This is a genomic window from Nostoc sp. 'Peltigera membranacea cyanobiont' 210A (assembly GCF_002246015.1).
In the GTDB taxonomy this organism is placed as follows: Bacteria; Cyanobacteriota; Cyanobacteriia; order Cyanobacteriales; family Nostocaceae; genus Nostoc.
This window is the reverse complement of the sequence record NZ_NOLJ01000007.1, coordinates 1-13564: the sequence shown is the minus strand read 5'-3', so window position 1 is coordinate 13564 and position 13564 is coordinate 1. Positions and strand designations below refer to the sequence as shown.

Below are 13564 nucleotides of genomic sequence, written 5' to 3'. Positions count from 1 at the left end.
GGGGAGTGCAATTCCCAAAACTATTTTAACAACTATCAACTCCAAGACTTGTGCAAATTCCTCATTTTCCCGAAGCTAATCACCCACTGGTGAAGTCGCTGTTTCATCACAGTGACCATGAACTACTGACTCTGTTTCAGCGCTATCCAGATGCCGGAAAGTACTTTACGGTGATTTTTTGCCGCTATAGCCCCATAGTCTACACCTTAATTCGGCATTCGGCGCGATCGCCTGTGCAAGCAGATTATCTGTTTGCCCTCACCTGGCGACATATCTATTACGAACTCGGTGGACTAAAGTTAACTGACTCTGAATCAGGTGAGGAAGCCTTGACTATGCAGAATTGGTTAATTAATATGACAGCTTTCTGTATAAATGAGATTAAATTACCACCCACAGAAGCAATTCATTATTCTCTGCAAGCGACTTCACCGCCGCTATGGTGCTATGTACAACAGGCGTTAGACCAACTACCGCCAGTTTTACGATTAATCGTGTTAATGGCTCAAACTTTCCACTGGAGCGAAACTAGAATCGCTGCTTATCTACAAGCTGAAGGAGAAGCGATCGCTCCTTATGAAGTAGCCAATTTTCTCCAAGAAGGCTATCGTATGCTAGAGGACAAATTGCCCACAGATATCCGCGCCATATACTTTGGGGAAGATTTAGCTCAATCAGAACTTAAGTAGAAATGCGTATATTAATTGTCTTCAATTTTAAAACTTAAAACTTCTTCTTAGACCTTCTACTTAAACCCGCAACTTTACGGGTAATTTTTATGAAACAACGGCTTGTATTTCCTTGCCCAAAGGTAGGCTTAATTTGTGTAGGAGCAATTTCTTGTCCCCAGGTACTTTTACACAGCTTTTTACTGTTTGCTTTTGTGCTGAGTCCTGTAGCGGGTGCGGTTGATATTTCCGAACAACTCCATCGCCCTTTAAATAATTCCGTTGGGCGACAATCAAGAGATGAAGCAGACAGCTTGCTGCGTATTGGTCAACAAGAATACACTTCAGGACATGCCGACAAAACAATTGCGTCTTGTTTGCGAGCATTAGAACTATATCATTCCATTGGCGACCTGAAAGCACAAGGTCTGACGTACAATTTGCTTGCTAAGGCTTATGTGCAGCTTGGTAGTTCAAAAGAAGCAGAAGATGCTTTCAGAAGAGGATTAGCGATCGCTCGTGATACTAAAGACTTTCAATCTCAGATTTTTGTGCTGAATAATATTGGTACATTTCTGCTGCAAAAAGGCGAATTTGCTGCTGCTGGTAAAACAGTTGAAGATGCACTCACAATTGCTCATGGGGTGAAAAATATTGAAGGTGAAGGACTGTCTTTGAGTAATTTGGGTTTAGTAAGTGCCAGGTTGGGAGATTATAACAAGGCGATTAAACTGTACGAAAATGCTTTAACTTTCCGCCGTCAGACTGGCGATGCCATCGGTGAAGCAAATACCTTGAATAACTTAGGAGACGCTTATTTAGCATCTGGAAATTATCAAGATACCATTGCTACTTATGGTGAAGCAATGCGGACAGCTAAAACCAACCGCGATCGCACTAATCAATTACGGGCAATTGATGGTTTAGTTACGGCTCATACTGCTGTCGGACGTTACGAACGCGCCTTTGACTTACTAGAGCAACGTTTAGCACTCGCGAAAGAATTACAAAATTTACACGAAGAATTAAAATCTTTTGAATCTTATGCCCAGTTATATAAGCAACAAGGTAACTATCTGACTGCCCGCAATTTTTACGAAAGGGCAATTATACTGGCGCGGACATTGCAAGATAGCAGGCAAGAAGTGCAATTGCGGGATCAATTAACTAAAATGCTTCAGCGAAAATAGCAGTCAATTTAACGTTAAAAGGGCGGTTGGAAACCACGTCTACACAGGCAAAACCTATAAAAGCTTGATTTTATCTTACCAAAATAGTGTAGCTCTTATTTGCGTAGCCGCGAATTACCATCGCCCTAGTTCTAAATTAATTAATTCAAGAACACTGAACCGTTTCGTTCAATTCTCATCGCACTTCTGCCTTGTGCTGCATTGGTAGCTTCCTTAAATGTGACTTCCAAGCTTCCTGGTTCTGAAGAACCTTGTGGAGTCACTATTAATTGTCCGCCATCTTGTCGTTCAAATGTTACTGTTACTGGTGCTTTTAAAGCTTGCAGCGTTACATCTGACTTACCTTCTAGCGATCGCGGTGCTGTATCGCCAATCACTTGGAAAGTTATCTTAGCCGCAGTATCATTCACTAACCTGATATTAACCATACCATTAGTGAGTGCGATCGTCGCACTAGGGGCTTGCCGTGGTTCTACCAGTGGTTGTTGGTCATTGGAAACCGTAGGTGGTGAAGGTTCTTGAGTTCGATCGCCAGGAATTGGGCGTGGTGTTCTAGCACCTGGTTGTGGTGGTAGGGGAGACACTTGTCCCTCAGCCGGCGCAACTGGTTGTGCTGGTCTAGCACTTGGTTGTGGTGATACAGGGGACTGAGAGCGGTTGTAGGGTGGTTCGCTAAAAATACTGGGTCTTGGGTTAACCTTGACAGTAGATTCTTGTGCTAATGCTTGAGGAATTGCTGGCAGACTAATTAGAAATCCCCCACAAAGAGCGCCAAATAACTTGCTATACTTGCGAAAATTTTGAGACTTCATATTTGTTCTTGACTCCTAGAAAAACTTCAATTTTTTTTCTTACTAAAAGATTTCTCCAGCCGGAAATTAAATTAGGTTTTATCGGTCGTTCAGTACATCTAAACATTTAACAAACTACTCGATTTCTCGCATCTAGCTAAGGATACGGAAATAATCTAAACAACTTGAAATATTTCATTCTCAAGATTTACAATCTTAACCATTGTCATTAAGCACATTTTTGTAACAGTCAAATTCAATATAGCGGCAGAAAATAAGTTTATTCACTAAGAATTAATGTCCAATTGAATGGACTAAAATCCTACATCTATCACAGGAAAGAAAAATTTATTAGCAAATTAAGACTCAAGAGTTATTGGTAAAGTGATAGTAAAGGTAGTGCCAATGCCTTGGGTACTTTCAACTTGAATATGACCGTGATGATGTTCGACAATAGCTTGAGCGATCGCTAATCCCAATCCTGAACCTGTAGCGCTGGCTGTAGCTGTATTCCCCGTCCTATGAGTACGTGCCGGATCTACTCGATAAAAGCGATCGAACAAGCGTGGTAGCGCTTCGGCTGGAATTCCAACTCCGGTATCACTCACCTTAACTTGCAACTGGGCACTAGTGTTACGTAGTCCAGAAACACGATTTGTTCCTTCTACCCGCGCTAATTCCACTTTCACCCGTCCACCTGCTGGAGTGTAATGCAAAGCGTTAGCAATTAAATTTGTGAATAGCCGCACCAATTGATCCCAATTACCTACAAGAGTAAACCAATTTTCTAGTAATTCGGGGCTAGTTTCAGAGGCCGGAGGGTCAATTAAGTCTAGAGAAAGGGTGATTTCTTTTTCAGGGACTAACAATTGTTGTTCTTCAACCACTTCTATTAGCAAAGCGTCCAACGGACAAGGTGAAAAAGTATCTTTGCTAATACCACTATCCTGTCGTGCTAGGAAGAGTAAATCATTTACTAACTTACCCAAACGCTGCGTTAACCGTTCCACTACCTTTAACTGTTGTCGATATTGCAAAGAACTAGTCGTTTCTGTCTCTGCTAAATCCAAGTCAGCAAGCGCAACCTGCACATTAGTTTGAATCAAAGTGATAGGACTTCTAAGTTCGTGGGAAGCATCAGCAGTGAATTGTTTAAGACGTTGATAAGATTCACCCACAGGTTCCATCGCTTTACCCGAAAGAAACCAACCACTTGCGCCTACGGAAAGCACCATTAACCCAATACCTAAAGCCAAATCAAAAATTAACTGGCGACTAGGTTTAGTAACTTCAAACCAGGGATGACTAACGCGCAGATATCCTAATACTTGTCGTCTCACTTCTACTCGTTCGGTGACTTGTCGCAATAAGAGTGGGGAGTTAGGAATTTTAAATTTGGAATTTTCACTCTCTCCCTTGACTACGCGCACAGTTTCACCAGTGCGATTGGCACGAATGGGAATATTTAGCGGTTCAGATAGCGTTGACCAAAGTAATTTACCAGTTGGACTAAACCATTCTAGGTCAATGTGGTCATCTTCTACAGTGTCGTTCTTATCGCCAAAACTGGCTTCTACATTAATGCGAAATTTATCTGCATCAGCATTAATTGGCTCAAATATGAGCGTAGATGCACAGCCACTCGTTGTCAAGCAACGCTCCACTATTTCTACTACATGGTTAAGGGTGTCATCAATCCGCTCAATCAGTGTACTGCGGACGTATAAATAAACGCCACTGGCAAACAGTAGTAGTAATACAGCAGTGACGGCAGTGTACCAAATTGCAAGACGGCGGCGAGTAGCTTGAAACATATTTCCACCTACTTCGTGTTAAGAATAATTGGAAAGTGTTTTTTATGATTAACAATTTTGCTCAAAATAATATTAGTTTAATTGTTTGCGATCGCATCAAATTTTAACGCTCAAAAAAATAATATAAATATAACTTTGATTCTATTTACTGAAGGGTTAAATAAAAAATTTAATCTTTGTATGCGGTGAGTTTCTACAAGTCTTATGCAACAAAGGGTAAGGGCTTTTAAAACCTAGTTTTTAACCAGAAGTTATACCAATTTGAAAAAAGAATGCAAAAAATAGACCATTTGTAGAGACGCGATTCATCGCGTCTTTACCCAAGGATGTGTTGCAATCATTAATTGAATTGGTATAACAGTTGAGTATTTTTTATCTGCAAGTCACTTGAAGACGAGACGCTGTACAAACAAATAGTGCAGCGTTAGTTAGGAACGAGCATCTGGAGAAGCGTTATTACGAATTACATGATATTAAACCTCTACCAAAACGGCCTCGCGCAGCTTGCTAATCACATCACTCAGATTACCTGTATTCAGGCGGTAACTCAGAGGATGGGCAATTAACCGCGCCGTGCTTTGATACAGACTAGCAATTTCAATCAAACCATTTTCGCTCAAAGTCCGCCCTGTAGAAACCAAGTCTACGATCGCTTCTGACATACCAGTAATTGGGCCTAGCTCTACTGAACCATACAATGGCACTATTTCCACAGGTAAATCCAGACTATGGAAATATTCACGAGCGCAATTCACATATTTTGAAGCAACTCTACCATGCGGTGGTAAATCTAAAGGCGATCGGTAAGAACTTGATGCTTTTACCGCCACTGACATCCGACAATGACCAAACTGCAAATCTACCAAGTGGGCAACTTGCGGCTGCTTCTCCCGCAGCACATCGTAACCAACAACCCCTAGTTGTGCTTGACCATATTCCACATAAACGGGCACATCTTGCGCCCGCACCAGTAAAGCTTTTGCAACTCCCTTAGTGTCAGGAATTTGAAGTTGGCGAGTTCCTGAATCTAAAAAAGCACTAAAATCTAATCCGACAGCTTGTAGCAAGCGGATGCTATTTTTAAGTAGTTCCCCTTTTGGCAATGCAACAGTCAGCATTTTTTTATTGGTATCCTTAGCGTCTTGGCAGTTGAATAATATTGAGAATATCTCTATATGCTTACCACAAGCAGCATGAGAATTTTATTAGTTGATGATGAAGTTGAACTAACTCAACCCTTGAGCCGCTTGTTAACTCGTGAGGGTTATGCCGTAGATGCCGTTTATGATGGGACATCTGGCAGCGAACTTGCACAGGCAGGCAGTTATGACCTACTTATTTTAGATTGGATGCTACCAGGAAAAACGGGGTTAGAGATTTGTCAGGAATTGCGACGCCAAAGCAAAACCACTCCCGTATTGTTTCTTACAGCTAAAGATACTCTCGATGACCGCGTACAAGGTTTAGATGCTGGTGCTGATGACTATTTGGTTAAACCTTTTGAACTGCGGGAGTTATTAGCAAGAGTCCGTGCTTTATTGCGTCGTTCTGGTACTCAAACCTATGAAACCACCACCGGACGTTTAACCGTTGCTGATTTAGAACTCGATTGTGAAAATCAAGTCGCCTATCGCCAAGGACGAATAATTGAGCTATCGCAAAAAGAAAGCCAGTTGTTGCAATATTTTATGGAACACACTGGACAACTTCTGACTCATGCCCAGATTATGCAAAATTTGTGGCAAGAGTCAGAACAACCCAGTAGTAATGTGATAGCGGCATTAATTCGCTTGCTGCGCCGTAAGATTGAGGTAGGTAAAGAAACTACGCTGATTCACACAGTCTACGGCAAAGGTTATCGTTTCGGTGCTTCCTCAGTGGAGTCAGTTTAGCAGCCTGTTTCGACTCACAAAGATTTGGTTAATTGTTTAGGAAAATCATTAGGAGAATGGCTATATTTGCCGCTGATTGATAAGTTTTCGTTAAGCTGTGGTAACGACGACATCAGTATTTGCCGCAAATAGATAAGCATTGGTAACGAAACAGGTTGTGTTGGTAACGAAACAAGTTGTGTTGGTGACGAAACAGGTTGTGTTGGTAACGAAACAAGTTGTGTTGGTGACGAAACAAGTTGTGTTGGTAACGAAACAAGTTGTGTTGGTAACGAAACAGGTTGTGTTGGTGACGAAACAAGTTGTGTTGGTAACGAAACAGGTTGTATTGGTAACGAAACAAGTTGTGTTGCTAACAAACGGACAAGCTGTGGTAGGAACAATAACTTCATTCCTAACAACACGTCAAGACAGCATTACCAATGTTTTCAACGATTTTCTCTATTATTGGCTTAGTCAACAGTATAGTGGCGATCGCACTCACAACAGCCATCGGCGTCCCAGGTTGCATAAATGCACTACAAACTTACAGCAGCTTTCATTTAATTGAACCACATCGTAAACCTGTTGTAATCAACAAATTTTAGCTTGTAGTATTAAGATTTAGCCAAAAATTGATTAATTTGGAGTTGCAGTTTTTCTCTTAATTGTTGCGCCTGTTGATAAGCTGCTGCACGCCCTTTCTTTGAGTGGTTATTCAATTCTGCTGGTTGCAAAGGGCTAATAAAGTAACGCAAACGAGTTCTCATTGCCCAAACTCCCGTTGAGGGAAACAGAAGTAAGGCAAACATTAAAGGCGACAAAGGTAAGAATGGTAGTTTGACTAGTCGTTGTAACTTGGTGAAATTAATGGCCCAAGGATGCAGAGATTCACTGCCGATGCAAACGACTGGCAGAATGGGAATATGATAGCGATCGCTCAACTGAATAAAGCTCACATGAAACTTTTCTAGTTGATAGCGTCTTCTCCAACCTTTCAAAGGCCCGCGAATACCTTCGGGTGCATATAAAAGAATTTTACCTTGAGCGAGCGCATCCTCAAAATCATCTAATTCGGCTCGCACACCACCTAAAACCTGCGACCATTGAGGTGGTAGCCACCAAATCACCCAAGGATGCTCAAATAATGTTGGACTTGCTATGGGTTGGACTACCCATCCTTTGGCTTCACTTAATAAATAAGCCAAGGTTAAAAAGTCCCAAGGAAAACACATCCCTGCATGATTCATTGCCACAATCAATGGCCCTGTTGATGGCAAGTTTTTAACTTGTTGCAACTCTCCCCGAAAATAGTATTTAACGATAGGGGCTAGAATTTCTTTGCCAAAAGCTTGTTGATATTTAGGATCGAATTCACCAACTTCTTTTCGAGGTGAACGAAAACCCAGACGCAACCAGCGACTCAGCAACGCTAGATAAAATCCGCCAGGAATTAAAAATAATCCATATTCTAGCCAATTCCAACCATCTGGATCTGTGTGATAGTGCTGCCAATGGCGATTGAATAAAATTAGCCATCCTGGAGGATACCAAAGACAAAACCAATCAAACCAGTTAAATATATAGCCTTCACCTGGTGCATTCTCTTGTTGACTGTTTAATAAGTTTTCGGAGTGTTGATTAATCAAAAAAGTTAAAGATTAGGATTAGGCAAAAGTTTTATTAATAGTGGATCGTAACTTTCTAATTTTTTGACTGGCATCTGACCATAGAAGTAAAACTAACTACATATTTTGGAATTTATTCTAGATTTACAGCATATTTAAGTTAAATGCAGTATAAGGTTAGGGGCAAAATATGTTGTGTCTCTACAATTATCTGTATCTCACCTTGGCGTAGCCTCTGTCTGCGACACGCTGCGCGTTCGCGTAAGCGTCCCGCAGGGAACGTAGAGAAGTTGCAAGCTGCTGTAGTTACTAAACTAGCGATATAAAAAAGCTTTTATCAAGTTCAAAATTAACTTTATATATAACAAATTAATTTAGATATGAATCATGAAAGTGTGACGCACTACCAATTGCTTGGCTGTGTGCGATCGCTAGTAATTATTTAGTTAAATTGCCTTAAATAATACTATCGTGCCATCCCATAACAGGCAAAACTTAATGTTTATTTTATATATACCTTCTACAGTAAACAGTAAGCCGTGAAGACTGATAACTGAATCTTGATGTTTCGCCAAAAGATGAAGTTGATAACTACTAATGATTATTTAAATTCTTCCTCAAGCTGGAGACGAATGGCGAGACATCTGTCTTACTCTTCCTACTATGGAACTAGGAAAGCCACTCAAAATTTCAGATTTAATCCGCGAACTTCGGCAGCAACTCGATCTCTCTCAAGAAAAGTTTGCAGCTAAGTTAGGAGTTTCCCTACGCACAATCAATCGCTGGGAGAACGGAGCTACAGTGCCTTCACAGATGGCACTCAAGCTGATTAAAGAGATGTTAGAGAAGATGGGCGAAGCAGGCAAAAGATTAGTGAACGAGTATCTCCCAAAATCGGAGCAACGGGAGGACTCTTAAGATGATGGTGAAAGTACCTGAAAAATTTTTGATGATGCGTTCTCGGTTCATAGCTTTTAATGTGATGATTTTGGCAGTCATAACGGCACTGCTGTTGACAAAAGTGTTACTGCCAGTTTTCGATCCGAGCGTATTTACACTATTTTATGCTGTTGTGGCAGTCAGCGCCTGGTATGGCGGTATGAGACTTGGAGTACTAGCGATCGCTTTATCTGTGACAACTGCGCTCTATTTTTTGATCGATCCAGTCTACTCCTTCGATTTCCTCAGCCTAAAAGTTCTGGTACGATTAACCACATTCTCACTAGTCTCCTTCTTAATTACTGCGCTCTCTTCAGAGTTGCGAACTGCTAGATGCAAAGCAGAGACAAGCCTCAAATTGTTGCAAAATAGCGAAATGCGGTTTAGCCGACTGGCAGAATCCAACATCATTGGGGTAATTGTAACTGATATGAACAACGGCTTCATTATCGAAGCCAATGATGCTTTTCTGAAGATGATCGGCTATACGCGAGAAGATTTTTCTGCTAACCAAATCAACTGGCGCCAGATTACCCCGCCTGAGTATCTTCTTTTGAGCGAACGTTCAGTGGAAGAAGTGAGAACTAGTGGAATATGTAAGCCTTTTGAAAAAGAATACATTCGTAAAGATGGCGATCGCATTCCCGTTCTGCTCGGTTCTGTGACGCTTGGAAATACTCAAGAAACGGTTATTGCCTTTGTTGTCGATTTGAGCGAACAGCAAGCAGCGCTACGCGAACGCAAACAAGCAGAAGCGGCATTACAGCAAGCCAATCAGCGGAACACACGCACTCTAGAAAACATGAGTGATGCATTTATTACTCTAGACCGGGACTGGCGAATCATCTACCAAAATGCCGAAGCAGAGCGAATTAACGGTAAACCCCGCACAGAGGTCATTGGTAAGTCGCACTGGGAGGAGTGGCCTATATCATTAGGTACGAATGTAGAGCGTCAGTACCGACGGGCAATGGCAGAGCAAATTCCCGTCCATTTCGAGCATCACTACTACTTACCACCCAAGTATGACTTGTGGCTGGAGATTCACGCCTACCCTAGTGAAGATGGTCTTGACATTTTCTTCCGCAACATCAGCGATGTCTACGACGAGCTTCGCTTACGCAAACAAATAGAACGAGCTTTGCGACAGAAAGAGGAACGTCTGAGGTTAGCGAACGAACGGTTTGAGTTAGCAGCATCTGCGGTCAACTGTCTGATTTATGACTGGAATATAGAACAGGATAGCGTTGAAAGAACCGAGGGGTTAACCCGAATTTTGGGCTATTCTCTCGCAGAAGCTGAAGCAAGTGGTAATTGGTGGTGTGAGCTTGTCCATCCAGAAGATTTGCCAAGCGTACAAGAGGCGATACTTGCTTTGGAAAATAGCGATCGCTATGCTGCCGAATACCGAATTCGCAACAAAAACAATCAGTATATTTATGTATTAGATCAAGGGATAGTGGTGCAACGGGATGCAGATGGAAACCCGTTACGTTTAGTTGGCAGCACTACAGATATCAGCAAACGCAAACAGGCAGAGAAGGCAGTCCAAGCAAGTGAGGAACGGCTCAGGAGTTTTGTGAAAGCGAATATAGTTGGCATTCTCTTTGGTGATGTGAATGGTAGCATCACTGAAGCCAACGACGAGTTTTTGCGAATTGTCGGCTATACCCAAGAGGATATTCAAGCAGGTAGATTAAGCTGGGCTGATATCACGCCATCTGAGTATCAATATTTAGATGAACTGGCTATTGCCGAAGCAATAGCGAAGGGAACCTGTACTCCTTATGAGAAGGAATTTATTCGCAAAGATGGTTCCAGCGTCCCAGTTATAGTTGGCTACTCCCTTTTAGGAGAATCTCGGCATAAATCAGTCGCATTCATTCTGGATATTAGCGATCTCAAACAAGTTAAAAAAGCACTGAGTCAGAGTCAAGAGCAATTTCAAGCTTTTATGGACAATATTCCCGCCGCCGCATGGATTACAAATGCAGACGGACGTGTACTTTACCTCAGTCCAACTTATTTCAGCACATTCAATGTAGCAACAAATAAGGCGATCAATAAAAACATTTTTGACCTATACCCAGTCCAAATTGCTCAACCCCTCCTCGATAACATTAGAATAGTTGCCGAGACTAATCAGGTTATTCAAACGATTGAGTCTGTTCCACGCACAGATGGCACCCTTGGCGAATTTTTGGTCTATAAGTTTCCCATTGCCGATGCGTCTGGCCAACGCCTGGTAGGAGGGGTTGCAATTGACATTACCGAACGCGAACGTGCCCTTCGCGAACGTCAGCTTGCAGAACAAGCCTTACAAGAGCGCAGTGAAAGACTTAAACTGCTTTCGGAAACGACCAGTGATTTGCTTTCAACCGAGCGCCCTTTGGATCTAATGAACAGCTTGTTTAGCAAACTCTCGGCGCAAATGGATTTGCATTGTTACTTTCACTATTTAATTGATACACAGGAAAATAAGCAGAAACTCCGGTTAGTAGCTTGGAACGGCATTACTGATGAAGTATTTCAAGCAATTGAATACCTGGAATTTAATCAAGGGATATGCGGACTAGTGGTGCAAGAACGCCGTCAAATCGTCGTCAATAATGTGCCGCACTCTACCCATTCCCATGCCCACATTCTCCATGCTTTAGGAATTACAGCCTATGCAGGTCAACCGTTAATTGCTCAAGGAAAGCTGCTTGGTGTCCTCTCCTTTGCCAGTCGCACCCGTACCCATTTTACTTCTGGGGAAATAGCTCTATTACAAGCAACCTCCGATCAGGTGGCGGTTGCTCTGGAACGCTCTCAGTTAATGGCTTCGTTACAGCGACGGAAAGAAGAATTAATCCAAGCTAATCGAATCAAAGATGAGTTTTTGGCGGTGCTTTCCCACGAACTTCGCACTCCACTAAACCCGATTTTGGGATGGTCGAAATTACTACAAACGAAAAAGTATGATGAAGCAACCACTACTCGCGCTCTCGAAACCATTGAGCGCAATGCCAAGCTGCAAACCCAATTAATCGAAGATTTACTGGATGTCTCTCGCATTCTCCAAGGTAAACTGAGTCTGAATATTGCTCCTGTAAATCTAGAAACTGCGATCGTCGCAGCAATAGAAACAGTACGTCTAGCTGCTGAAGCCAAATCGATCGATTTACGATTTACGATTTTAGACTTCGACGCGGGCACTCAGTCTTTCCCTGCGGAACGCTACGCAAACAACAAGGCTCAGGAACCATCGAACAATGTTGGATTAGACAATTATCAAATAAATTTAGACTCAATCGATTTTAATAAGCAACTTAACAATTTAAAATGCCAAACTTCAAATTCTAAATTTTTAGTCAGAGGTGATTCCAGTCGTTTGCAGCAAGTTATCTGGAATCTAGTTTCCAATGCTATTAAGTTTACACCCCAAGGTGGAGAGATAGAAATCAGTTTAGAGTCTGTTGGTTCTCAGGTTCAGTTGCGAGTCAGTGATACAGGTAAGGGAATTAGCCCTGATTTTTTACCATTCGTCTTTGACTACTTTCGCCAAGCTGATGGCGCAACCACCAGGAAATTCGGCGGACTGGGCTTAGGATTAGCTATTGTTCGTCACATTGTCGAGCTACACGGCGGCACAGTTAAGGCAGAAAGTTTGGGTGAAGAACAGGGAGCAACCTTTACAGTCATGCTACCGTTAATCGAGGTCGATCTAAATAGCCATCAGATTGCCTCTCAAACCGATGATTTACCCAATTTCAAGGGGTTGAAAGTTCTGCTTGTGGATGATGAGCGGGATACACGAGAGTTAATTGCTTTCATTTTGGAGCAATCTGGCGCGTTAGTAATCCAGGCTGCATCTGCGATGGAAGCACTACGAATTATGCCTCAGTTCCAGCCAAATCTCCTGTTAAGCGACATTGGAATGCCAGAAGTAGACGGCTATATGCTGATTCGTCAAATTAGAGCTATGTCACCAGAACTTGGCGGGAAAATTCCTGCGATCGCCCTTACAGCTTATGCTGGTGAGGTTGATTATCAACAGGCAATTGCCGCCGGATTTGGGCAGCATATCACCAAACCAGTGGAGCCAGCTAAATTACTTCGTGCGATCGCTAACCTAATTTATAGTTGTAGCAATTGTTAATTGAGAGACTTAATTAAGTTTACAACTCGTTCCTTAACTTCATCTCGAACGCGGCGAAAAGTTTCAATTGATTGCCCTGCGGGGTCATCAAGCTGCAAATCTTTAAACACATCTCTATTACGGGTAAAATCTGCCAAATATTTCTCTAATCCCTCTTTTGTCACTCTCGGAAAACAATAATCTCAGCCAAATTCTGAGACTTTGATTTAATCCTTTGATTTAATCCAGGTTTGAGGCTTTATTTTCTAACAGAGACCAAAATTTATAGATAAAAAGTAGAAATAAAAGCCCCGTAACCGTTTGAGCGATTGGATTCTCCCAAAGTGAGAGAAGAGGGAATACATTACCCAACAACCATAACAAAAAGCCCCAGGCTGTGGAGCGTGGGGCTTTTTGTATTGTATGAATTAAAAAACCTGGCATCGAGCTATTTTTGCGTAGGGCTACCCCTAAACTATCGTTGCCGCAGCAGCGTTTCACCTCTGAGTTCGGGAAGGGTTCAGTGTGGTTCCACCGCGCAAT

At 42.2% G+C, this 13564-nt stretch carries 10 protein-coding genes, 1 rRNA gene and 1 pseudogene; 6 read left to right on the top strand and 6 right to left on the bottom strand.

Annotated features, from left to right (window positions below; all coding sequences use genetic code 11):
• Positions 1 to 50 precede the first annotated feature (50 nt).
• Together CDG76_RS22175 and CDG76_RS22170 are read left to right on the top strand one after the other, a co-directional pair.
• Positions 51 to 689, top strand: a complete 639-nt coding sequence (locus CDG76_RS22175) for an RNA polymerase subunit sigma-70 (protein ID WP_094351106.1) — start codon at positions 51 to 53, stop codon at positions 687 to 689.
• An 89-nt stretch (positions 690 to 778) separates the two neighbouring features.
• Positions 779 to 1858, top strand: a complete 1080-nt coding sequence (locus CDG76_RS22170) for a tetratricopeptide repeat protein (protein WP_190240938.1) — start codon at positions 779 to 781, stop codon at positions 1856 to 1858.
• A 140-nt stretch (positions 1859 to 1998) separates the two neighbouring features.
• Here the strand turns inward: CDG76_RS22170 and CDG76_RS22165 are convergent, their stop codons facing one another.
• The 3 genes from CDG76_RS22165 to hisG all read right to left on the bottom strand — a co-directional run bounded on the left by CDG76_RS22165 (position 1999) and on the right by hisG (position 5581).
• The gene (locus tag CDG76_RS22165) at positions 1999 to 2670 is read right to left on the bottom strand and encodes a hypothetical protein (protein ID WP_094351105.1); all 672 of its coding nucleotides are present in this window, start codon (positions 2668 to 2670) and stop codon (positions 1999 to 2001) included.
• A gap of 338 nt (positions 2671 to 3008) precedes the next feature.
• Entirely contained in the window at positions 3009 to 4463 is a 1455-nt protein-coding gene (locus CDG76_RS22160; RefSeq protein WP_094351104.1) for a sensor histidine kinase, read from the bottom strand.
• A gap of 473 nt (positions 4464 to 4936) precedes the next feature.
• Entirely contained in the window at positions 4937 to 5581 is a 645-nt protein-coding gene (hisG, locus tag CDG76_RS22155; protein WP_094351103.1) for an ATP phosphoribosyltransferase, read from the bottom strand.
• Positions 5582 to 5656: 75 nt separating this feature from the next.
• Here hisG and rppA point away from each other — a divergent pair, with 75 nt between their 5' ends.
• The gene (rppA, locus tag CDG76_RS22150) at positions 5657 to 6355 is read left to right on the top strand and encodes a two-component system response regulator RppA (RefSeq protein ID WP_094351102.1); all 699 of its coding nucleotides are present in this window, start codon (positions 5657 to 5659) and stop codon (positions 6353 to 6355) included.
• A 139-nt stretch (positions 6356 to 6494) separates the two neighbouring features.
• Positions 6495 to 6905: a hypothetical protein gene (locus CDG76_RS22145; protein WP_143854149.1), complete on the top strand. Its 411-nt coding sequence runs from the start codon at positions 6495 to 6497 to the stop codon at positions 6903 to 6905.
• A gap of 46 nt (positions 6906 to 6951) precedes the next feature.
• Here the strand turns inward: CDG76_RS22145 and CDG76_RS22140 are convergent, their stop codons facing one another.
• Entirely contained in the window at positions 6952 to 7983 is a 1032-nt protein-coding gene (locus CDG76_RS22140) for a 1-acyl-sn-glycerol-3-phosphate acyltransferase (protein ID WP_094351100.1), read from the bottom strand.
• A gap of 642 nt (positions 7984 to 8625) precedes the next feature.
• On the opposite strand from CDG76_RS22140, the gene CDG76_RS22135 reads away from it, so the two are divergent.
• On the top strand, positions 8626 to 8880 hold the full coding sequence (locus CDG76_RS22135) for a helix-turn-helix domain-containing protein (RefSeq protein WP_094351099.1): 255 nt from the start codon (positions 8626 to 8628) through the stop codon (positions 8878 to 8880).
• Between the two features lies 1 nt (position 8881).
• Entirely contained in the window at positions 8882 to 13042 is a 4161-nt protein-coding gene (locus CDG76_RS22130; RefSeq protein ID WP_094351098.1) for a PAS domain S-box protein, read from the top strand.
• Here the strand turns inward: CDG76_RS22130 and CDG76_RS22125 are convergent.
• Positions 13039 to 13158: pseudogene (locus CDG76_RS22125) on the bottom strand (ArsC family transcriptional regulator); the annotation flags it as partial. The gene CDG76_RS22130 and the pseudogene CDG76_RS22125 overlap by 4 nt on opposite strands.
• A 298-nt stretch (positions 13159 to 13456) precedes the next feature.
• A 5S ribosomal RNA gene (gene rrf, locus CDG76_RS22115) occupies positions 13457 to 13564 on the bottom strand; the annotation flags it as partial.